16 protein-coding genes, 1 tRNA gene and 1 pseudogene are annotated in these 21,830 nt (G+C 60.1%); 5 read left to right on the top strand and 13 right to left on the bottom strand.

Annotated elements, in window-relative coordinates:
• Positions 1-115 precede the first annotated feature (115 nt).
• Positions 116-1,840 (top strand): MORN repeat-containing protein, encoded by a 1,725-nt coding sequence (locus tag H3H37_RS10065; protein WP_182161954.1) that lies wholly within the window; start codon positions 116-118, stop codon positions 1,838-1,840.
• A gap of 148 nt (positions 1,841-1,988) precedes the next feature.
• On the opposite strand, the pseudogene H3H37_RS25780 reads toward H3H37_RS10065, so the two are convergent.
• The 6 genes and pseudogenes from H3H37_RS25780 to ychF all read right to left on the bottom strand — a co-directional run.
• Positions 1,989-2,279, bottom strand: a pseudogene (locus H3H37_RS25780) (Sir2 family NAD-dependent protein deacetylase); the annotation flags it as partial.
• A 247-nt stretch (positions 2,280-2,526) separates the two neighbouring features.
• Positions 2,527-5,337, bottom strand: a complete 2,811-nt coding sequence (locus H3H37_RS10055) for a DEAD/DEAH box helicase (RefSeq protein ID WP_182161951.1) — start codon at positions 5,335-5,337, stop codon at positions 2,527-2,529.
• Positions 5,334-6,104 carry a hypothetical protein gene (locus H3H37_RS10050; protein WP_182161949.1) on the bottom strand — a complete coding sequence of 257 codons (771 nt, stop codon included), beginning with the start codon at positions 6,102-6,104 and terminating at the stop codon, positions 5,334-5,336. The genes H3H37_RS10055 and H3H37_RS10050 overlap by 4 nt, the downstream gene beginning before the upstream one ends.
• Positions 6,105-6,369: 265 nt before the next feature.
• Positions 6,370-6,603 carry an Arm DNA-binding domain-containing protein gene (locus H3H37_RS25775; protein ID WP_255459134.1) on the bottom strand — a complete coding sequence of 78 codons (234 nt, stop codon included), beginning with the start codon at positions 6,601-6,603 and terminating at the stop codon, positions 6,370-6,372.
• A 6-nt stretch (positions 6,604-6,609) separates the two neighbouring features.
• Complete coding sequence (locus tag H3H37_RS25770) at positions 6,610-6,870, bottom strand: Arm DNA-binding domain-containing protein (protein WP_229218759.1); 261 nt, start codon at positions 6,868-6,870, stop codon at positions 6,610-6,612.
• A 126-nt stretch (positions 6,871-6,996) separates the two neighbouring features.
• Positions 6,997-8,088 carry a redox-regulated ATPase YchF gene (gene ychF / locus H3H37_RS10040; protein ID WP_182161947.1) on the bottom strand — a complete coding sequence of 364 codons (1,092 nt, stop codon included), beginning with the start codon at positions 8,086-8,088 and terminating at the stop codon, positions 6,997-6,999.
• 189 nt (positions 8,089-8,277) lie between these two features.
• On the opposite strand from ychF, the gene H3H37_RS10035 reads away from it, so the two are divergent.
• The 4 genes from H3H37_RS10035 to H3H37_RS10020 all read left to right on the top strand — a co-directional run bounded on the left by H3H37_RS10035 (position 8,278) and on the right by H3H37_RS10020 (position 15,640).
• Complete coding sequence (locus H3H37_RS10035) at positions 8,278-8,703, top strand: acyl-CoA thioesterase (protein WP_182161945.1); 426 nt, start codon at positions 8,278-8,280, stop codon at positions 8,701-8,703.
• A gap of 50 nt (positions 8,704-8,753) precedes the next feature.
• Positions 8,754-10,586 (top strand): DUF885 domain-containing protein, encoded by a 1,833-nt coding sequence (locus tag H3H37_RS10030; RefSeq protein ID WP_182161943.1) that lies wholly within the window; start codon positions 8,754-8,756, stop codon positions 10,584-10,586.
• Between the two features lie 198 nt (positions 10,587-10,784).
• Complete coding sequence (locus tag H3H37_RS10025; RefSeq protein ID WP_229218758.1) at positions 10,785-14,129, top strand: DUF2339 domain-containing protein; 3,345 nt, start codon at positions 10,785-10,787, stop codon at positions 14,127-14,129.
• Positions 14,126-15,640, top strand: coding sequence for a DUF3999 family protein (locus H3H37_RS10020; protein ID WP_182161941.1), 1,515 nt, complete (start codon positions 14,126-14,128; stop codon positions 15,638-15,640). Before H3H37_RS10025 ends, H3H37_RS10020 begins: the two co-directional genes overlap by 4 nt.
• Before the next feature lie 70 nt (positions 15,641-15,710).
• Here H3H37_RS10020 and pth read toward each other — a convergent pair whose 3' ends face one another.
• The 7 genes from pth to H3H37_RS09985 form a co-directional block, all read right to left on the bottom strand.
• Complete coding sequence (gene pth, locus H3H37_RS10015) at positions 15,711-16,295, bottom strand: aminoacyl-tRNA hydrolase (protein ID WP_182161939.1); 585 nt, start codon at positions 16,293-16,295, stop codon at positions 15,711-15,713.
• 112 nt (positions 16,296-16,407) lie between these two features.
• Positions 16,408-17,037, bottom strand: coding sequence for a 50S ribosomal protein L25/general stress protein Ctc (locus H3H37_RS10010; protein WP_182161937.1), 630 nt, complete (start codon positions 17,035-17,037; stop codon positions 16,408-16,410).
• Positions 17,038-17,198: 161 nt separating this feature from the next.
• A complete protein-coding gene (locus H3H37_RS10005) occupies positions 17,199-18,149 on the bottom strand; it encodes a ribose-phosphate pyrophosphokinase (protein WP_182161935.1) in 951 nt (316 codons plus the stop codon).
• Between the two features lie 156 nt (positions 18,150-18,305).
• Positions 18,306-18,382, bottom strand: a tRNA-Gln gene (locus H3H37_RS10000).
• Positions 18,383-18,458: 76 nt separating this feature from the next.
• Positions 18,459-19,337 carry a 4-(cytidine 5'-diphospho)-2-C-methyl-D-erythritol kinase gene (gene ispE / locus H3H37_RS09995; RefSeq protein WP_182161933.1) on the bottom strand — a complete coding sequence of 293 codons (879 nt, stop codon included), beginning with the start codon at positions 19,335-19,337 and terminating at the stop codon, positions 18,459-18,461.
• Between the two features lie 19 nt (positions 19,338-19,356).
• A complete protein-coding gene (gene lolB, locus H3H37_RS09990; protein ID WP_182161931.1) occupies positions 19,357-19,962 on the bottom strand; it encodes a lipoprotein insertase outer membrane protein LolB in 606 nt (201 codons plus the stop codon).
• Between the two features lie 6 nt (positions 19,963-19,968).
• Positions 19,969-21,690, bottom strand: a complete 1,722-nt coding sequence (locus tag H3H37_RS09985; protein ID WP_182162149.1) for a tetratricopeptide repeat protein — start codon at positions 21,688-21,690, stop codon at positions 19,969-19,971.
• Positions 21,691-21,830: the final 140 nt, after the last annotated feature.

The raw sequence follows: 21,830 nt of genomic DNA, 5'->3' as shown, positions 1-21,830 counted from the left end.
AATTCCCACTTGGAAATTAACTTTACGTACTAATAAGCCATTTTGGCAACGTCCATATTGGCCTACGATGTGTTTTTTGCGAACCAACCGCTGACCTTATCCCGAGAAGAACGGCATGCGACAATCCGGCAATCCCCCCACCACGCGGCCCCATGGCGCCGCCGTACGTTCCCCTCGTTTGCGCACGCTGGCGCCCATGCTGCCGCTGGCCGTGCTGCTGGCCGGTTGCGGCACCACCTACACGGTCGATGACGGCAGCCCGGTCGATGAAAAACTGCTGGCCCGCATCCGCACCTATGGCAAGGGCCAGCAGGCGCTGCGGCCCAGCATCATCAAGACGGCGGAACTGAAGGACAAGGATTGCAGCACGCAATATGAACTGCCGTTCGTGACGGCGTCGTCCTACGACCTGCCCAAGCAAAAGAAGATCGCCTGGGTGCGCGGGCTGCGGGTGGACGAACGGCTGACCGTGATCGCGGCCACGCGCGAATCGGGCCTGGCGCTGGGCGACCATATCGAGGAGGTGGACGGCTATTCAAAAGCCGACACGGCCAAGATGCTGGAAGAACTCAACAGCCTGCGCGACGACGGCCGTCCGTTCAAGCTCAAGCTGGCCGATGGCCGCAAGATCACCGTCGCACCGGTCGAAGTCTGCCGTGGCCACGTCAACATCGCCGCGCCGGAAGCGACCGAGGCGCAAAGCTACCACTGGCTGCAAAGCACGCACCCGCTGGACTTGTTCGCACAGGACCTAACGCCCGACGAAGCACTGTGGATGGTGCTGTGGACCCAGGGCTTGTCCGAGGAAGCGGGCGCGCGCATGAAGGTGTACCACTACGGCATGAAGATCGTCAAAACCGGCATCACCGTCGCCAGCATCGTCAGCGGGGTGGGCACCATTGCCAACTCGGCCAACGCTGCTGCTGCTGCGGCGGCCAGCGCCCAGGCCAGCCGCGCCGCCGGCCAGGCCGCGCTGGAGGCGGCGGCCAAGGTGGCGGCGGACGAGGCGGCCGCCTCGCTGCGGGCCAAGGCGCAGAACGCGCTGCTGACCGTCGCGCGCAGCCAGGCGCAATCTGTGGCGATCGATTCGCTCAAGGCCGCCAGCGTGTTCCGGGACAGCCTGAGCGGCGTGTCCTGGGTGGCCGGCACCGGCTTCTACATGGCCGACCAGTGGGCCATCGACCGCATGGCCAAGCTGGGACGCGACCCGATCGCCGCCTACACGCTGCACTACAAGCTGGCCTCGCACTCGATGGCGCAGAACGCCTTCGTGTTCGACGAGGAGCGCATGAAATGGATGATGGGCTACGCCGACAAGAGCGGCAACGCCGAGCGCGTGCAGCTGGCCTTCAATGGTGAAGACCCGAACGGGCCGATCACCTATGCCGTCACCAACACGGTCGATCCGAACGGGCTGGAGACCTATGTGTCGGACGCGCCGCTGCCCGGCACGGCGGCCGCCGCCGTCGCTGCCGCCGCCACCGCGCCGACCATCCGCGTGGAGGCCGGCGACGCCGTGATCGAAGGCGCATTCGTGCTCGACGCCAACCAGACCACCTACACCGGCAACGGCAAGGTATCGTGGGCCAACGGCGACGTGTACGTGGGCGACCTGGCCGCCGGCTACCGCACCGGCAACGGCCGCATGGAATGGGCCAACGGCGACCGCTACGAAGGCCAGTGGCGCTCCAACCTGCGCCATGGCAAGGGCACGCTGACGTGGAAGAACGGCGATAGCTGGACCGGCATGTTCCGCGAGGATGAGCGCACGGAGGACGGCACGCTCTCGCGCAACAGCGTCAAGCCGGACGTGCCGGCGAACGAGAAGAAGGACGCGTAAGGCGCTTACGCTATCAGCGTCTTGTACGCGGCGTGCATCCGGCTGAGACCATCGAGCGCGCCCAGAGGGATGGCGACGTCGCGGCGCAGGCCCACCTGCGACTCGCTTGTGTTCAGCCGGATCAGAGGGCAGCCGATGGATTCGCCAAATGGGGCGCGGTGGCGCGATAGAGCGCAAACCGATGACCGTCGAATCCCCATGCCACTTCCGGCATGTCGCGGAATGCGCGCGGGTTGGCGATCTCGTAAAACCGCATGCGCAGGTTGCCAAGACCAGGATAGGCGCGCCAAAAGCCGCTGTCGCCGCGAAAGTCGGGCATGCCCGAATCGATGGAAATGCCGGCACCCGCCGTGATCAGCAAGCCGTCGGCCTCCGCGATCAGCTCGGCGGCATCCATGCAGGCGCGCACGGTGGCGTCGGTTTGCGATAGATTCATCGGGTAGTCCTTATGGGTTTTCCGACACGATAAAAACCAGGCTGAAAAAAAACAAGCCGCGTCGGAACGCGGCTTGTCGTGCTTCCTGTCCGGCGTCGTGGCGCCGGCCATGACTGAACGATCAGACGTTTAACCAAAAAACTAGACGCAATATATTGATTTTTAAAACAAAAATGATATTACATATTGATTTACACCCGCACTTGTACCCCTTTTAGGCAGCGAAAGAGAACATCGCCTTTCTCAAGGATTATTTGACCGGAGCCAGCGAGTCATCGACCGCAGTTCCGCCGCTCTTGGCGCTTAACAGGGTTTCGACCTTTTTTGCCATTTCCGACCAGTTAGTTGCCCTCGCTTCTTCGCTCCCGTATTCACTAAGTTTCGCAAGACCTCTAAGAATCCAAGGCAGGAAATTCCCAACGACACCGTTAATGAACGACACAAAGTCCTCGAACCACGTCTCGACGGTGTCCGGCTGAGCCCTGGATGTCTTGCTGCGCAAGCTCTCAAACACAGTCCGTAAATCCATCCCTAGAAGCAAGTTCCTCAACATCTCCTCAAGGTTATCGGCCTTGAGAACGTTCTTATGGGCTAATCCAGAGAAAATTTTTCTCAGCGTCTCGTCAGACTGCTCGGAAACGTTGTTGAAGCGTTTTAGCAGTTCACTGTAAAGCGCTTCGTCCGATTTAAAAGTATTCTCCAAAAGGAATTGCACCATTAGCCGGCAGGTTGCGGGCGAGAAGCCGCTCAGGTTAGCGGCTTGACCAAACTCTGTAAGCCTGATTGGGCTATTCATCACTGCCATCGCACCGCCCGCCTGCTTGTCATCCAAAATGCTGATAACCGTCTCTGACAAAATGCGGCGCACGTTGTCCGCACCGTCGGTTTTCCCCGCATAAGAGGCCCCGGCAAGCTCCGACACAATGTCTTCAGCATCGAAGTGCTCTCCTATGCACGCTAGGAACTGCGCACTGAAAGTGGCCTCCAGCAATTTCTGCGCATGCGCAGAGGTCGTTGTCCACTCGCCACCAAGCGTTGACATGAGGGGCGAAGACGAAAACATCACTTCTTCTAGACGAGTTGCGTCACTGCGTTGTCTTTGCATGGACGGAGGCCCCATCAGGTTCTCGAAAAGAACAGTGTCGCCTTCAGAGAAAGCGCCAGCTCTACCGCAACGGCCCGCAATATTGCGGAAGGTCATTGATTTCATTCTTGTACCATCGCCGTACATACTACTAAGCCAGTGGGCAACGATAGTCCAGCGAAACGGAAGGTCCGCACCCTCAGCAAGCGTGGTGGTCGCGCAAACGACGGACAATGCGCGCTCGCGAGTTAGTTGCTCTATGTCGCGGCGCACATCAAAGGGGAGCGAAGCATTGTGGTACGCTACCCCACGTCTCAAGCAGTCGGCCAAGAAGTCCAAATAGGGATAACGCTCGAGGATGCTATCTGCAGTCTGTAAAACAATCGCGCTCTCGACACGCTCTCGGTCGCCCATCAGTTCACGCGCCAGCAGGCGAGTGTCTAACTTTCTTGGGCATACGACCAAACCAGGTGAGCCTAGTCTGACCAAAAGGTCACGTGCAATAGAACTTACATTCTTCGCTGCATTCTTCTCGTTCACCTTCGGAAACTGAGCTCTTTTAATGTCGCCTGGAAGATCAATCCTCACTGACTCCGACATCGCCGAAATAGCGCGCTCGTTGATTGGCCTGAGCGCGTCGTTCCCGTGAATCCAATACATATCCCCGTTTGCAAGGCACATAGCCAATCGGCGGGCAGTCGGCCGCCAGCCAATCTGATGTAAGTCATCATCCTGCACGCCAAGCCACTTACAAACGAGCTTAGGCTCAGTCAATACAGCCGACAGGCCGATGATGCGAAGGCTCGGGTTGCGCCGCTGAAGAAGTCGAAGCCGTGACACTAAGCCTTCCACACGAGCACCCCGAACCCCATTCTCGAGAATATGAATCTCGTCAAAAACGACGGTACGTAGCCTTTCGATATCTTTTCCAGCGCGAAGCCAGCCATCAAACCGCTCAGGCGTTGCGACAACTACTTCTCTTTCAGCGAAGACGTTCAGTGCTTCCGACTGAAACCCACCAAACATTGAAACAACAGGTACTTTACCCTTAAATCGCTTCAGGAGAGAATCCTTTACCTGCTCTCCAACGGCGACATATGGCGCCACATAGACGCACAAGCCCTCATCTGACAAACCGGAGGCTATACAAGCTTCGGCGACGAAAGTTTTCCCGGTGCTTGTGGGCAACGTCAAGAGAGTGTTACGCCCGTGATTAGCAATTCGTCGCTTGCTCAAAAGCACGTGCTGCGGCGGCAGCAAAGTTACCGTGCCCGCTTTGATAGAGTTTAGGACGAACCAATTTGGAATTTCGGGGGCGTCGTCCAGAAGGTTCGCGGTCGCCAATCGCTTAGCTTGATACGCGGCCATACGTCCCCCCAAAAGAAGCGCACCTTCCGCCATAGTCCCCGCCATAGCGGCTTTGTTGAACAGCTTGAGGGCGCTGTCGAACGCTTCGTCCCGCAATTGTCCGCGCCGGCTACGCAATGCGCGGTACCACTGCAACCGAAACGGCTCAAACTTACCATCGTCTGAAGAAAATCGAACCGACCTATCGCAGGGATTGCATATGGCCGCAACCATACGGAACACCAAGCTTTCCCCAATAAAATCATGGGACACATCAGAAAGAGCTGCACGTGCGCTGGGGAAGTTTCCATGCATGGCAAATGCAAGCGCCGCATGAAACGACAACTCGTCAAGATCAGCACTGTCCGATGGAACGTCCCCACTTCGCAAGTGCTGTGCCGTTGACTGCAAGATTCTGGCTGCGGCTACAAGAGGCTGCGCGCTGCTCTCATCATCGAGCGCCTCCAGCGCCTCGATATTCACACGAACTTGGAACGCATTTATGCACTTGAGTGCAGTTGCTACATCGAGGGGGTCTTCAGTCGGCCATATGGGCTCAACCCCTCTGGCCTTGGCAGCAGAGGAGGCCGCACTATCAAGGAACTTGACTGAAACAGGGAGATTGCTCATGGCATCGTACTTCCGTTATTCGAGAGATGCACAAGGCATTCAGTAAGTTTTTCTATCGCAATACTCCAAGGCTCAATGGTTTGCTTACCCCAGCCCTGCTTTTCAATCTCAGCGGCGACCTCGTCCAAAGCAACGACGGCCGCCGGATCTCCGGCTTTCCGATCATGTACCAACGTAGGCAACAGCTTGATGCCTTTGCAGTCCTTCGCGTCCGGCATGAAGAGATTACCCACTCGCTCGACCTCGTCATCAGAGAATTCGTGCACCACTTTCAGGTAGCCTTGAAGCCAGTTGAATCGTTGACCTAGCGATCCAGCGACCGCTGCCTTTCCCAAAAGCTTTTTGTAGTCGCCAATAAGTGCCGTCGCATACGTCAATTTGGTAGCGCCAGTGGTCTTCACCTCCATGATATATAGACAGTCTTTACTAACGTCGCCGCTAGGGTCTAAATGAACTATGGTGATATCCAGACCTGTCGGGGCACCGTCTTGAAGAGGAGTCAGGGCTCCCATAAGCGCTAATGTGTAGCCCTTGGATTTCCCATACAGCCCACTCTCGCGTGCCACTCGATAAGATAGGAACTCACCTAAATTACCCCTACGGCCAGTAGTAAGAGTAGTTTTCGTGATTTTCGGCGGCCAATTCGTGGTCACCTTAGCGAGCTCGGCGTGTATCCATTGGTAGAAAGTTGCGCAGTCGGGGTTGCCCCGTACTAGCTGTATTTGCCGACCATTGGATGACTTCGAGGGCGATTTCTTAAAAGCCATCGGCATCTCTTTTTTTTCGTTCTAACGCATGGCCGTGCTGCATGAGCATGACCTCCTCCTGGCCAAACTAGGCCGGTGACCAAGAGGATAGCATGTTGCCGAACTGAAAAATACGCGAATTCTCACTCCATCGTAGTCAACGGCACCTAGTGACGATTTATAAGCGCGCGGGGCAGTGGGAGCGAGGTATGCACAGCCCCACTTGCTCCTTGTTGAACCTGGTTGTTGAAATTCTTGACCAGGGTAATAGGTTAGGCGATTGCGGTCACTGGCCGGTGGGCATATGCCGACAGGGGGATGTTGACCTGTGGATTGTCCAAGGCCGAACGTACAAGCGAGCGCACGATCTCAAGGTGAGCGATATATACATGGCCGCACGAGTCATTGTCACACCTGAATGGGTGGGACTCTGTCCTTGCTTAACCAGCTTTCGAGCATCCTCACACTTTTGCCGGGCTTCAGAGAGGGAAACCATCGGGTATTCGCCGATGGCGAACATCGACTCCTACCCTTGAATTTTAAAGAGATAACGCCACGCCTTGATGCCGTTCGTCTTCACTTCAAGATACAAGCCCCTACTATCCCGAAGTCGGTACAGGTTTTCTTGCGGTTTGGCGTTACGGCGGTGGGCGTCAGCCAGCATGGGTTCCGTTAGGTCGTATTGGTCTGGAAATTGTACCCACTTTTTCCAAACTTCACAAAACAACCATACCCGCTTTATACCCATTTTTTTGTTGAAAGCTCCTGAAATTTCAGAAGATTTCACGAGCTTTCAACACACCACCGAAAAAAGCAAAAAGTGCCTGATTTCAAAGGGAAATCAGGCACTTTTCAGGACTCCGAAGCACTGCATGACATTTCACAGCATTTCAGAAAGTCTCACATAGGAAACTTAGACGTTGAACAGGAAGTTCAGCACGTCGCCATCCTTGACCACGTATTCCTTGCCCTCGGCGCGCATCTTGCCCGCTTCCTTGGCGCCGGCCTCGCCCTTGTAGGCGATGAAGTCGTCGTAGGAGATGGTCTGGGCGCGGATGAAGCCGCGCTCGAAGTCGGTGTGGATCACGCCGGCCGCTTGCGGCGCCGTGTCGCCCGTGTGGATGGTCCAGGCGCGCACTTCCTTCACGCCTGCCGTGAAGTAGGTCTGCAGGCCCAGCAGCTTGTAGGCGGCGCGGATCAGACGGTCCAGGCCCGGCTCTTCCATGCCCATGTCGGCCAGGAAGGCGGCCTTGTCGGCATCTTCCAGGTCGGCGATTTCCGATTCGATGGCGGCGCAGATGGCCACGATGGGCGCGTTCTGCGAGGCGGCGAACTTGGTCAGCTGGTCCAGCAGCGGGTTGTTGGTGAAGCCGGTGTCGGACACGTTGGCCACGTACATGGCAGGCTTGGCCGTGATCAGGCACAGCGATTTGATCAGCGCCATCTCGTCGGCGTCCAGGCCCATGGTGCGCACCGGCTTGCCTTCATTCAGGTGCGGCATCAGGCGTTCGCACAGGGCCACCAGCTTGGCCGCGTCCTTGTCGCCGGAACGGGCTTTCTTGTTTTCGCGGTGGATGGCTTTTTCCACGGTGCCCATGTCGGCCAGGGCCAGCTCGGTCTGGATCACTTCGATGTCGTCCAGCGGGCTGATCTTGCCGGCCACGTGGATCACGTTGTCATCCTCGAAGCAACGCACGACGTTAACGATGGCATCGGTTTCGCGGATGTGGGACAGGAACTGGTTGCCCAAGCCCTCACCCTTCGACGCGCCCGCCACCAGGCCGGCGATGTCGACGAATTCGACGATGGCGTTGACCATGCGCTCGGGCTTGACGATCTCGGCCAGCGCGGCCATGCGCGGATCAGGCACTTCGACCACGCCCACGTTGGGCTCGATGGTGCAGAACGGATAGTTTTCGGCCGGAATGCCGGCCTTGGTCAGGGCGTTGAACAGGGTGGACTTGCCGACGTTAGGCAGGCCGACGATGCCGCATTGGAGACTCATGAGAACCTTTAATAATCAATCATGCCGGCGAGCGGCACTGAAAAACGGCCGGCGAAGCGGCGTTTGGTGGTATTTGTGCTGTTTTGCAGCGTTCAAGGGTCAATTGTAACCCTGACGACACCGCTATTCAAAAAAATCCCCGACAATGGGCGCTAAAATGAAAGTTTCATTCACCAAACAGGAAATCGCATGATCTTGCGTAATGCCGGACGGGAACAATTCCGCCACTTCATGACTATCCCCACGCGGTGGATAGATAACGACCAATATGGCCACGTCAACAACGTCGTGTACTACAGCTATTTCGACACGGCCGTGAACCAGTTCCTGATCGAACAGGGTGTGCTCGACATCCACAACGACCAGCTGGTCGGCTACGTGGTCGACAGCGCCTGCGCCTACTTCAGCCAGCTCTCGTTCCCCGACCTGCTGCACGTGGGCCTGCGCGTGAGCAAACTCGGTAATTCCAGCGTCCGTTACGAAATCGGCATCTACCGCAACGACGAGCCGGTGCCGGCCGCCGCCGGCCACTTCGTGCATGTGTACGTGGACCGCAGCACCAACAAGCCCGTCACCATCCCCGACAATGTGCGGGCCGTGCTGGCCAAGCTGTAAAGGAGCGATCTGGGGTATCCTGTTGCCTCCAAAAAACAGGAGACTTCCGCATGCCGCTTACCCCTACCCGTGCCAAGCTGGCTACCACCGCCCTGCTCGCCAGCCTGATCGGCTGCGCACTGTGCAGCGTTCCCGCCTTCGCCGCCGCGCCCGCCACGGCCGTCGCGCAATCGCCGGCCCAACAGAAGCTGAACCAGCTGGCCGACGCGTTCTACCAGGCCCGCGCCCGCTTCGACCCGCTGCTGTACGCCACCGCCAATGGCGACAGCCGCTACGACGACCAGATCGGCATGAACATCGTGCCCAAGGCGCGAGCCAGGCAATTCGCGCTGTACCAGCGCATGCAGCGGCAACTGCGCGCCATCCCGCGCGCCACGCTGGCCGACAAGGATCAACTGAACTACGACCTGCTGGCCTACGAGCTGCAATGCGCGCTGGACCTGGCGCCCTTCCCCGAACACCTGCTGCCGCTGGACCAGATGGACAACGTCCCCAGTACGCTGGCCAATTATGCGGGCGGCACTGGTTCGCAGCCGCTGTCCACGCCGAAGCAGTATGACGCCTACCTGAGCCGCCTGAACCAGCTGCCCGGCTGGATAGACCAGGCCATCGCCAACATGCGCGAGGGCATGCGCACCGGCGTCGTGCAGCCGAAAGCGATCACGCTGGCCATGCTGCCCCAGTTCCAGCAACTGCGCAGCGCCACGCCGGAAGCGAACATCTTCTACACGCCGATCAAAAACCTGCCGGCCGATTTCTCCGCCGCCGACAAGCAGCGCCTGACCACGGCCTATCGCCAGCTGATCGCGGCCAAACTGGAACCGGCACTGGAACGCCTGAGCACCTTCCTGGAAAAAGAGTACCTGCCCGCCAGCCGCACCAGCACCGGCTGGGGCGCGTTGCCGAACGGCGCGGCCTGGTATCAGGCCCGCATCAAGGACGCCACCAACCTGCCGCTGACGCCCGACGCGGTCCACGCGCTGGGCCTGAAGGAAGTGGCGCGCATCCAGCAGCAGCTGGTCGAACTCGGTCCCAAGCTGGGCTACGACGGCCCCGCCAAAGGCCTGCCGCAATGGGTCAGCGCGCAAGCGAAGTACAAGCCGTTCACGACGGACGCGCAGGTGCTGGATGCCTACCGCAAGCTCAACGACACGGTGCTGGAAAAGCTGCCCACCTATTTCAGCCTGCTGCCCAAGGCCAAGCTCGATTTACAACTGGAACCGGAGCTGACCCGCGCCACGGCCTCGGACCATTACACGCCGGTGGCGGCCGATGGTTCCCATCCTGGCGTGTTCTGGCCGGTCGTGAATGACGCGCGCCAGTACAGCACCGTCAGCATGGTCAGCCTGTTCCTGCATGAAGGATTGCCGGGCCATCACCTGCACGCTGCGCTGCTGAAGGAATTGCCGCTGCCGGACTTCCGCAAGTTCAACACGGAGAATCCGAACAGCGCGGCGTTCACGGAGGGCTGGGCTTTGTACAGCGAAACGCTGGGCAAGCAGTTCGGCTTGTATGAACAGCCGGAGTCCTACTACGGCCACCTGAACCTGGAAATGCTGCGCGCCGTGCGGCTGGTGGTGGACACGGGCATGCACGCCAAGGGCTGGACCCGCGAGCAGGCGATCCAGTACACGATGGACACGCTGGGCTACAGCGAGGAGCGCGCCCGCAACCAGATCGAGCGCTACATGGCGACGCCGGCCCAGGCGCTCAGCTACAAGATCGGCGCGCTGAAAATCCTGGAACTGCGCGAGCGCGCACAGCAGGCGCTGGGCGACAAGTTCAGCTATCCAGCTTTCCACGCCGTGGTGATCGGCGATGGTACGCTGCCGCTGCCCATCCTGGAGGCGCGGGTGGAGCGCTGGATCGCGGCCGCCAAGTAAGGCAACAACGCACTCTCCTTAGTTGAGGCGGATCAACAGCACCGCCGGTTAGCCTCTAATGCATAACCGGCAGTTGTTCGTTAATGTTACTGTCCGGCGTCTGCAGTCGCGGAAGCCGGATCGGCCGAACACGCTTTCGGTCCGCCCCCTCAATCTCAGCGCGACACGCGGTTCTTGCGCGCATACTGGGAGAGTGAATTGGTCGACGTCGATAACTTCATCTTTACCGTTGGTTGTTGGGGGGTGTTCTGTACCATTTCCTCTGGCATGGCATGGTTCACCCGTGCCCGAGTGCGGAGGTCAGATGAACATATCGATCGTATCGAGCGACAACTGGAGTTGCTTCGGGACGACGTAGCATATTTGAAGCGTAGTGTCATGCCCGTCGAACGTGCGCGTGCGCAGTCCACTGAATCAACCACAAACGGGCCGGTCGCCGCACCTGAACTGGCAAAACCTGCTGCTGCGCCGGCATCCCCGGGCCCGTCGCCTGAGACAACGGAAGTGCGGCCGCGAGTATCCGCACAAATCGAATCGCCGGCGACGGCGACACTTACAGCGCCAGCATCAGCCAGCGAGATGGTGCCATCTCAAACGCCAGCACCGCCAGTCCCGACACCACTGAACGAACCAACTGCACCGCCTGCATACGGTAGCCCAGCATCCAGCGCATCCGTTCCGGCAACACCAGAGGAGCCCGTTGAGACTGTCGAAGTTGCTCCGGAATGGCTGCAGCGTGTCAAAGCTTGGCTATTTGGCGGCAATCTGGTTGCGAAACTGGGTCTACTGATACTGTTCATCGGCGTCAGCTTTCTGCTCAAGTATGCGGCCGAGCGCGTCACCATCCCGATCGAATTGCGGCTCGCCGGCATCGTGCTAGCTGATTTGATCATGCTAGCCTGGGCTTGGCGTATCCGCACCGAGCGCCCGACGATCAGCCTGCCAGCGCAAGGAACAACGCTAGCGATACTGATGCTGGTCATCTTTGGCGCGAACCGCCTTTACCACTTGCTGCCTACCGTCGCGACTTTCGCGTTGCTGCTAATACTCACCGTTTTCACCTGCATGCTCGCCGTGCTGCAGAATTCGCAGTGGCTGGCCATCTTCGGTATCGTCGGAGGTTTCGCAGCGCCCATCCTCGCATCCAGTGGCGGCGGCAGCCAAATAGGGCTGTTTTCCTACTATGCCTTGCTAGACGCTGGGGTATTCGCACTGGCCCTGCTGCGATCCTGGCGGCAGCTGAATGTACTCGGATTTTGCTTTACGTTCAGCATCAGTACTGCCTGGGGTGTGCTGCGCTATCAACCAGAACACTACTTGTCGGTGCAACTGTTCCTGATTCTGTTCTTTGCTTTCTACTTGGCCATTCCATTGGCATACGCCCATCAGCGGACCATCAAGCTCAAACATTACGTGGATGGCACGCTGGTGTTTGGGACGCCTTTGGTCGCTTTCGGTCTACAGGTCAATTTGGTACATGACATGGCATTCGGCGTAGCCTACTCTGCCTTGGCGCTGGCGCTACTATATTGCGGCCTAGCTATGGCACTTGCACGCCGCCGCGAACGCTTTGGATTGCTTACCGACAGCTTCCTGGCGCTGGGCGTGGTGTTCGGCACGTTAGCGGTGCCGCTCGCACTTGATGGGCGCTGGACCTCCACCACGTGGGCACTAGAAGGAGCGGCACTGGTCTGGGTTGGCATACGCCAGCGCCAGACATTAACTTGGAGCTTCGGCCTGCTCATGCAGGCCTGTGCTTGGATTGCATTCCTCAGCTCGCTGTCCCGGCTAACAGGACCCGAGGCACTGCGCGCCCATTTATGGCTCGGTTTCGCGCTGCTCGCCACTACGGCATTTCTGATCGCGATCCTAAGCCGCGCCAGGCAAGACAAAGACGATCGGGAGAACGGCTTCGACATGCTCGCCAGCGTGTTCCTGACCGTCAGCGTACTAGGGTTAATGGCTGGGGTCTGGACTGAAATATTCCTGCGTACTGCCGCGACGACGCAAGCGAACTTACTCGTGATAAGTGCCATGGCGGTGGCCACGTTATTACTATTATGTGCGCGCCACATGGCGTGGCCGCTCGCAAATTCGTTGGCATTACTGGCCTACGCGGCCGGTGGCGTTATGCTGCTACAGACCGTTATTCAGCAATGGCAATCGCTCTCCGTCTCGCCGGACTTGCTGGCTCAGCCGGTGTTGGGTGAGTTATTGATCCTAACCGGAGCAATGTTCAGTTACCGGATACTGAGCCGTAGCGACAACGCCGAGGCGCGCGGCATGAATACCATCTTGCTGCTGTGGTCAATGGCCTGGTGGTTCGGCATCATCTTACCCGCGCTGTCCGGGTGGCTGACGGCACGTTACCAGTTGCTCCGTTACGGGCAATACGGCGCGGATCGCGAGCTCTGGTGGGCGGCCTATCAAGCCTTGTTGGCGGCCAGTACGCCCGCCGTCGTGCTTCTTGCACGGCGCTTCCACTGGACCGGCCTGCATTGGAGCACCGTCGCAAATTGGCTGGCATTAGCAGGCACGACGCTCTACTTGCTCGGTGTACTGTATCTCGACAATCGCTTGCCGCCGGCTGAAGTGTGGTTTGCCTACGCCTTATCGCTGCTTGCAGGCGAATGGCTGATGCGAGCATTTTTCGATCTTGAAAACACGATCGCGCGCCAGCTCATCAAGGCCGTGAACCTCCTACGCGCGGCGGGGCCGTGGCTGATGATTTGGCCGGTGGCCGCCACATGGATCGCCCGCTGGCTACAAGATGGCAACAACGTGGAGGCGCAACTGCTGGCGGACGCAGGCTGGCAAACCAGTCCAAGTTGGGCACGTTATATCCCGGCCTGGCTGATGATGGCGACTCTTGGCTGGCTCATCACCAGGTGTCGTACCGGAAGCTGGCCAGTACGACCATACCAGCAGGTTTACCGGGAACTCTTGATCCCGCTTGGCTGCGCATGGTCAGTCACGCTGATTGTCGTCTGGAATCTGACACAGGACGGCACCATGGCCCCCTTACCTTACATCCCCCTGCTCAATCCGCTGGATCTAACCAGCTGCTTCGCGATTCTGCTGAGCATACATAGCTATCGCTTCAGCAAGAAACAGGCTGCCGCCGAAAACCCAGCCAACGCTCAAACCTCCGCAAAGATGCGCATGGCACTCTACCTCGGCGGCTATGCCTGGTTCAATTTGGTGTTGCTACGTAGCGCTTCCCACTACAGCCGTATTCCCTACACATGGAACGCCTTGTTCAACTCGAACTTCGTGCAAGCCATGCTGGCACTAGTCTGGAGTGTGACGGCCTTGATACTTATGCGCCACGCTGCCAAGCACCAGCGCCGGCATCTCTGGACCGGCGGCGCATTGCTGCTGGCCGTCGTCTTGGGCAAATTGTTCCTGATCGACTTATCGAACGTCGGCAGCATCGATCGAATAGTCTCCTTTGTCGGAGTGGGTGCGCTGATGGTCGGGGTCGGCTATCTAGCCCCGTATCCGAGTGAGCGTGCCAATCGCGCTGAGGTTCCCAGCACATGACCGCTCTGATCACATTTCTCGGCCGCGCCGCACGCAATCGCTCACGCACCTGTGGCTTTATCAACATTGCCTGCCTTGCGATGCTGTCCGCCTCCCTCGCATGGGCCAGCGACATGCCACAAAACTACGGTCATTCGCTGCCACTGACAGGGGCCGCGAGCCAGGGGGTGCTGCAAGTACGTCTACCGCGCGAAGTCTATCTTTATTCCCGCTCGCCGGACTTGGCAGACTTGCGCGTCTTCGACATGCATGGCGCAGCGATGCCATTTTCTGTACGTTCCGCGGTGCCGGAGCAGCGCTCCACTCATCGCACAGTGCCTTGCAAACTGTTTGCGCTGATGGATGATGCAGGCGCGGCTGATGCCGCGCCCGATCTGGACGTGCATACGGGGGATGATGGCCGCTTGCTGTCGGTGCACGTCCGCTCAACATCAACGGCAGCACATGCGGCAGCGCAACAGCTCACTGGTCTGATACTCGAACCGAGCTCACAGTCGGGGCAGGCGGCGCCACTCATCGATGCGCTGCGCTTCACTCCACCACCTGGCACGCACGCTTACAATGCACAGATTTGGCTGGAAACCTCCGACGACCTCAAACAATGGGACGTCGTAGGCGCCACCGAATTGAACTGGCTGGTCAATCAGGATGCGCAATCCCTGTCCAACGATAAACTGACATTCGACGGCCGTCGCTTCCGCTATGCGCGCCTGCGCTGGCAAAGCGGCAAGCCGCTGATGTTCGCGCGCATCGATGCAGAAGAGGAAATATCTTCGCCATCGGCGCGCCAACTGGAAACCATCTTATTAGATCCCAAAGGCGGCAGACAAGGGCAAGATGTGGTCTATGAGACACCGATCGCAATCGGCGCCAACCAGCTCGGTTTGAAATTTTCGGAGAAAAACATCGTCTTGCCCGTTGTGCTTGGGCATTACCGGGAACTGCCGCCTCGCCAGCTCGGGCAAGCCAGTGTATGGCGCTTCGAGCCGGCCCTGAACGCTGTCTTTTATCACATCCAGCAGGGCCAGCATGAACGCGATTCGGGCGACGTACGGCTGGCGGACGTGCACACCAGTGAATGGGTTCTTCGGCCGGCAGCATCCAATGGGGTGCATCCTCAACTGCGCCTCAGTTGGGAACCCGCCACGTTAGTATTTCTCGCCAGCGGCAGCCCACCGTACACCTTGGCAATCGATCGGGACCACGCCACGACAACGGCCACCGACATCGACCGGGTGGCCCCCGGCTTTTCTGTCGAGGAACTGCGGAATTTGCCACAGCTTACTGCAGGACCGGCACGACTTCAACAAGGGATACGTGCGGCGGAAGAGCATGCGGTCAAGGATGCAGCCTCCGCCGCGAGACGACGCTTGTGGCTGCTGTGGGGATTACTACTGCTAGGCATGCTTGTGCTCAGCTGGATGGTCTGGCGCTTGCTAAAACAAGATCAGCAGCCGACAAACGCACCGGACAATGCTTCCACACATAACGCGGGCAATGCCAAACCATGACTGTGGCGGCGACGACATCATTCACACGCTGGCAAGCGCAAATGCCGCCATAGTCGCTATGTTTTCGCCCTCAGGCCGTATGCAATTTCATGGTCGCCGCCTCGAATTTGCCTTCGCAAATCTGCGGCATCACCAGCAGGCTTTTATCGATGGCCTGCTCGATCAGTTCCTGGTCTTCGCGGCGCGGGCGGTGCAGCACGAAGTCGGCCACCTGCTGCTGCAGACTCAGCGAACGCGGATGGCCGATGCCCAGCCGCAGCCGCCAGTAATCCTGGGTGCCCAGCGCGGCCGTGATGTCCTTCAAGCCATTGTGGCCGCCGGCCGAACCGCCGCGCTTGAGGCGCGCCACACCGGGCATCAGGTCCAGTTCATCGTGCACGACCAGCACTTCCTCCGGCGCGATCTTGTAGAAGCGGGCCAGCGCCCCGACCGACTGGCCGGAACGGTTCATATAGGTTTGCGGTTCCAACAGCCACACTTCCTGGCCGGCGATGGATGTCTTGGCCACCAGGGCGTTGAAGCGCGTCTCGCGCTGCAGGCGCGCGCCGGGCAGGCTGTTGGCCAGGTTGTCGACCAGCCAAAAGCCGGCGTTGTGGCGGGTTTGTTCGTATTCGGGGCCGGGGTTGCCGAGGCCGACGATCAGACGGATGGGCATGGCGTTTCTTTGGTTAGGAATGCTCGATGCGCGAAAAACGCGCCGTAAAAAAACCCGCCAGGCTCGCGCCGGCGGGTTTTTCATTCACTTCCGCATCGCTGCGGCGTGAAGATTACTTCTTGCCTTTAGCGGCTGGCTTTTCTTCAGCGGCAGGAGCGGCAGCGGCTGCTTCAGCAGCAACGTGGCCGGCTGGCACGGAAGCGGTAGCAACGGTCAGGTTCGAACCGTGGGTCACGGCGGTCACGCCGGCTGGCAGGGTCAGGTCGGCGATGTGCACCGAGTGGCCAACGTCCACGTTTGCCAGGTCAACGGTGATGAACTCTGGCAGGTCTTTCGGCAGGCACGACACTTCGATTTCGTTCAGCACGTGGCTGATGTTGGCGCCGTGCAGCTTGACGGCTGGCGACACGTCGGCGTTCACGAAGTGCAGGGCAACTTTCATGTGCACTTTGGCGTTCGGGTCAACGCGCTGGAAGTCAGCGTGCAGGACCAGTTGCTTGTATGCGTGGACTTGGAAGTCGCGCAGCAGCACTTGCTGAACTTGGCCGTCGATTTCCAGATCCAGGATCGACGAGTGGAACGCTTCTTTTTTCAGCGCGTGGTACAGGGCGTTGTGGTCCAGGGCGATGGTCACTGGGGCTTCGGTGCCACCGTAGACGATGCCTGGGGTCTGGCCGGAATTACGCAGGCGGCGGCTCGCTCCGGAACCTTGCAATTCGCGTTTGAATGCGACAACTTTCATGTGATACTCCAAAAAATACAGGGCTCGCGCCCCGTGTTAGGAAGCGCCCCGCGACCAGGGCGCTTCAAGAATGAGCAAAACGCTCATGAATCCGGAAAAGCACAACGGCGCTCCGGCTCAAAAGCCAGGCGCCGCCGGTGTTGCTGATGCTGTCGTCTATCTTAGTCGATAAACAGGGAGATCACGGAATCGCCCTTGATGATGCGTTTGAACGTCTCGGCCAGCAGCGGTGCGCAGGTCAGCTGGCGGATCTTGCCGCAAGCTTTGGCCGCGTCCGACAACGGGATGGTGTCCGTCACCACCAGTTCATCCAGCGACGAGCTGGTGATACGGTCGATGGCGGGACCCGACAGCACGGCGTGGGTGCAATAGGCGATCACTTTCTGGGCGCCGCGCTCTTTCAGCACTTCAGCGGCCTTGACCAGGGTGCCGGCCGTGTCGACCATGTCGTCCATGATCACGCAGTTGCGGCCTTCGACTTCACCGATGATGTTCATCACTTCGGACACGTTGGCCTTGGGACGGCGCTTGTCGATGATGGCCAGGTCGCAACCGAGGCGCTTGGCCAGCGCACGGGCGCGCACCACGCCGCCGACGTCCGGCGACACCACCAGCAGGTCCTGATAATTCTTCTTCTGCAGGTCGCCCAGCAGGATAGGCGAAGCGTAGATATTGTCGACCGGAATGTCGAAGAAGCCCTGGATCTGGTCTGCGTGCAGATCCATGATCAGGACGCGCTCGACGCCCGCTTCTTCCAGCATGTTGGCCACCACCTTGGCCGAGATGGCCACACGCGCCGAACGCGGGCGGCGGTCCTGGCGGGCATAACCGAAGTAAGGGATGGCGGCCGTGATGCGGCCAGCCGATGCGCGTTTCAGAGCGTCAACCATCAGGATCAGTTCCATCAGGTTGTCGTTGGTCGGAGCGCAGGTCGATTGCAGCACGAACACGTCCTTACCGCGGACGTTTTCGTTGATTTCAACCATCACTTCGCCGTCCGAGAACTTCGAGACGTTTGCCTTGCCGAGTGGAATGCCGAGGTTTTTTGCGACTCCTTCTGCCAACGCAGGATTAGCGTTGCCGGTAAAAACCATCAGGTTTTCGTAAGCCATTGGGAGTCCCAGAGATAGAGTGTGAAAAATTTTGAAAAGTCGCCAGCGGCAAGTCCGCGTGGCGCTGTACTATGAATGACCCGCGTGGGCGGCATCATCTGCCTTCCCTCTGGCTGGAGGCCAACTTCGCCTCGACAGAATCGCAGAGAAAATGAATGGCAGGGGAACAAGGATTCGAACCTTGGTATGCCGGAATCAAAATCCGGTGCCTTAACCAGCTTGGCGATTCCCCTACGCAACTGACTGCTTGTCGTTACATGCCCGGCATTCTACCGGAAACTTCACGCTAAGCCAAATCTTTTTTCCTACTCACAACAAGCTGGCGATGGGATGCTTGTCTAGTGCTTTGGCTTTCCAGGCAACCCACTTGGCAGGCACATTTCTGAGCACCGCGTCCGCTTCGACTTCACTGCCGACCGCACAAAACACACAAGCTCCGGAGCCAGTCATCCTGGCGTCACCGTAAGCAGCGAGCCATTCGATCGCCTCGGCTACCGGCGGGAATAACTGCGTTGCCACTTGCTGCAAATCGTTTTTTCCGTACCCCTTCAAACCTGTTTGTTTTTCGAGGTAGCTGGAAAAGTCCGTTATTATGATGGGCGGCGTGTCCCTTGTCAAATGTTCCGAGCAAAAAATTTTCGCGGTCGGTACTTCAACACCTGGCTCAATCACCACATACCAGCAATCAGGCGCGCGCACGGGCTGCATGGCCTCGCCCACCCCTTCCGCAAACGCGGTCTGGCCGAAGATGAAGAACGGGATGTCGGCGCCCAGCGGCAAGCCCAGCGCCATCAGTTCCTCGCGCGTCAGGCCGGCCTGCCACAAATGGTTGAGCGCCATCAGCGTGGTGGCCGCGTCGGACGAGCCGCCGCCGAGGCCGCCGCCCATCGGCAATCGCTTGTCGATGGCGATATCGACGCCGGGCGGCAAGGCGCCCGTGCGGCGCAATACTTCGGCCTGCAACAGCAAGGCGGCGCGGATGATCAGGTCCTGCTGCTCGGGCACGCCGGCCACGTCCGTCACCCGATGGATCACGTGGTCGTCGCGCAGCGCGTAGTGCAGCGTGTCGCCATGGTCGATCAGCTGGAACACGGTTTGCAGCAGATGGTAGCCGTCGGCACGGCGGCCGTTCACGTGCAGGAACAGATTCAGTTTGGCCGGGGCCGGGCAATTGTTGAGACTTTGCATAACGAATTGAAGGTAAGAGTCAGGGTGCGGCCGGGGCGTCGATGACGATGCGAATCTGCATGTCCTCCAGCCCGCCGACGGCGCCGCGCGCCAGGTCGATGCGGCGCGGCCGGGGCACGGCGGCGCCCTCGTCCTGCCACGACACATAGTCAAGGCGCCAGCCATCGCGCGTGGTCACGCTGCTGTGCGCGGGGCTGGCCGCGAACCGGCTGCCGTCGGCGGCCGTGGCGTGGCCTTGCAGCCAGTCGCGCAGGCCGGACACGGGCAAGGTCCAGCCCAGCGTCTGCGCGCTCAGGCTGTCGATATCGTCGGCCACGCGGGGCGCCTTGCCCGCTTCCGTCAGGCTGGCATAACCGGGCGCGACTGTGATGGTGGCGATGGTCGAACCCAGCGGCGAGGCCAGGCTGACGTCGGTGCGGTTGGCCGTTTGCAGCCAGTTGAATTTGCCGGACAGCGTTTCGCGCTTGCCATCCTTGCTGTAGTTGACGGACAGCCGGCCATTGAGTTCGATAGCGGCCTGGTAAGGCGCAACGGCGGCCGAGGACAAGGGCGCGGATGGCGTGGCGCAGCCGGCCAGCGCGGACAGGGCAAGCAGCGCGGCCAGCGTGGAGATCAGTTTGCTCATCAGTGCTTACAGGCTTTGGTTCAGGCGCGCCAGCGTGCTCTTGAGCGCGTCGTTCTTGGGGTCCTTGGCTTTCGCTTCCGACCACATCTTGCGCGCACCGGTCTGGTCGCCCTTCACCCACAGCACTTCACCGAGGTGGACGGCGATCTCGGGATCGTTGCGCAAGGCGTAGGCGCGGCGCAGCATGTCCTCGGCCTCGGCCAGGTGGCCCAGGCGGAACTGCACCCACCCCATGCTGTCCATGATGAAGGGGTCGCCCGGCGCCATCTTGAGCGCCTTGTCGATCAGCGCGAACGCTTCCGTCAGGCGCACGTTGCGTTCGGCCAGCGAATAGCCGAGCGCGTTCAGGGCGTGATGGTTGTCGGGCACCGTCTCGATCACCTGGCGCAGGCTCTTTTCCATCACGTCGAGCTCGCCCAGCTTTTCGGCCGCCAGCGCGAAGTCGTACAGCAGGTCGGCGTTATCGGGGAAGCGCTTGAGGCCGTTCTGCAGCACCACGAACGCGGTGCGGGTATCGCCGGCGTCGCGCAGGATCTGGGCATCGGTCTGGATGATCTGGGCCTGCTCCACGGGGTCGGACGTTTGCAGCGCTTCGAGCTGCTTGCGCGCCTCGTCCACCTCGCCCTTGCGCGCCGTGAGCTGGGCCCGTTTCAAGCGGGCCGTCAGATACACGCGGCTGTCGTTCGATTCCACCTTCTCCAGCCACTGCGCGGCCGTATCGAAGTCGCCGCGCTCCTCGGCCAGCTGCGACAGGATCATCAGCACCTTGGACGGGTCGCGCTCGTCGGACGGATGGTCGCCCAGCACGGCGATGAAGCGCTTGAAGTAATCCTCGGCGCCGGCCAGGTCCTGGCTTTGCATGGCCGTCACACCGAGCGCGTACAGCGTGGCCAGGTTGTCGGGCTGGTCCTTGAGCAGCAACAGGAACTGCTTGCGGGCCTCGTCGTACTGCTTGTTGTCGACCAGGATGCGGGCATAGGCCGCGCGCACTTCGCGCGCGCCCGCGTGGTGCGCCAGGAAATCGGTCAGCACCTTGACGGCGCCCTCCACATCGGGCGCCACCTGGGCCTGGGTCAGCACGGCCAGCTCGGAGTCGGGACGCAGCCGCAATGCGGCGTCCGCCTCGGCGCGGGCGCGCTCGTGGTCATTGTTGGCGAACGCGCTCTGGGCCAGGATCAGATGGGCTTCCAGCATGTCGCCATAAGGCGCCAGCACCCGCTCGGTAAGCGCGTAGGCGGCCGCCTTGTCCTTGGCGCGCAGCAGGAATTGCTGCATCTGGAACATGGCCAGCCCGCGCCCGGCCGGCGGGGCCGCCTTCAGGCGCTCGGCGAAGATCTGCTCCGCTTCCGACAGGTCGTCGTTGACGACGGCGAAGCCGAGGAAGTACTGCACCGCCTCGTCCGAATTGGGCGCCAGGCCGCGCCACAGGCGGATCGCGGCCAGCGCTTCCGGGCCCTGCTTGGCCGTCAGCGCCATTTCCGCCGCGCGCTTGGCCAGGCGCGGATCGCGCGTTTGCTGGGCCAGCGTCATCATCGTCATGTACGGGCCTTGCCACTGGCCGCGCTTAAACTCCAGTTCCGCCTTGGTCAGCTTGTACATCATGTCGCTGGTCATCTCGACGCCGGGCAGCGCGTCCTCCACCGGCGCCGGGGCGGGCGTGACCGGCTCGGGCGCCGGCGGCGCGGCCGCCTCCACCGGAGCGCGCGGCGCAACGGCGCACGCCGACATGAGGACGGACAGGGTTACAATGGTGAAAGCGTTTTTCAAAGGGAAATCCTGGCAGGTCGGGCGGAACGGACTGGCGGTGGCGCTAGTGACAGATTTTACGCTCAACGCGGCGCCCGCGTCTGCTCCCAGTGTAACGAAAT

The sequence above is a fragment of the Rugamonas brunnea genome (assembly GCF_014042345.1).
Classification (GTDB): Bacteria; Pseudomonadota; Gammaproteobacteria; order Burkholderiales; family Burkholderiaceae_D; genus Rugamonas; species Rugamonas brunnea.
Note: the sequence above shows the minus strand (reverse complement) of the source record. Positions and strands in the feature narration are given on the sequence as shown.

Bases quoted from the DNA above. Each gene is read 5' to 3' on its own strand.
- lolB (WP_182161931.1), bottom strand. From the start codon at position 19,962: ATGAGCAAACTGATCTCCACGCTGGCCGCGCTGCTTGCCCTGTCCGCG.
- H3H37_RS10055 (WP_182161951.1), bottom strand. From the start codon at position 5,337: ATGAGCAATCTCCCTGTTTCAGTCAAGTTCCTTGATAGTGCGGCCTCC.
- H3H37_RS10050 (WP_182161949.1), bottom strand. From the start codon at position 6,104: ATGGCTTTTAAGAAATCGCCCTCGAAGTCATCCAATGGTCGGCAAATA.
- H3H37_RS10030 (WP_182161943.1), top strand. From the start codon at position 8,754: ATGCCGCTTACCCCTACCCGTGCCAAGCTGGCTACCACCGCCCTGCTC.
- pth (WP_182161939.1), bottom strand. From the start codon at position 16,295: ATGCCCATCCGTCTGATCGTCGGCCTCGGCAACCCCGGCCCCGAATAC.
- ispE (WP_182161933.1), bottom strand. From the start codon at position 19,337: ATGCAAAGTCTCAACAATTGCCCGGCCCCGGCCAAACTGAATCTGTTC.
- H3H37_RS10020 (WP_182161941.1), top strand. From the start codon at position 14,126: ATGACCGCTCTGATCACATTTCTCGGCCGCGCCGCACGCAATCGCTCA.
- H3H37_RS10035 (WP_182161945.1), top strand. From the start codon at position 8,278: ATGATCTTGCGTAATGCCGGACGGGAACAATTCCGCCACTTCATGACT.
- H3H37_RS09985 (WP_182162149.1), bottom strand. From the start codon at position 21,690: ATGTCGGCGTGCGCCGTTGCGCCGCGCGCTCCGGTGGAGGCGGCCGCG.
- H3H37_RS25775 (WP_255459134.1), bottom strand. From the start codon at position 6,603: ATGTTCGCCATCGGCGAATACCCGATGGTTTCCCTCTCTGAAGCCCGG.
- H3H37_RS10010 (WP_182161937.1), bottom strand. From the start codon at position 17,037: ATGAAAGTTGTCGCATTCAAACGCGAATTGCAAGGTTCCGGAGCGAGC.
- H3H37_RS10065 (WP_182161954.1), top strand. From the start codon at position 116: ATGCGACAATCCGGCAATCCCCCCACCACGCGGCCCCATGGCGCCGCC.
- H3H37_RS10005 (WP_182161935.1), bottom strand. From the start codon at position 18,149: ATGGCTTACGAAAACCTGATGGTTTTTACCGGCAACGCTAATCCTGCG.
- ychF (WP_182161947.1), bottom strand. From the start codon at position 8,088: ATGAGTCTCCAATGCGGCATCGTCGGCCTGCCTAACGTCGGCAAGTCC.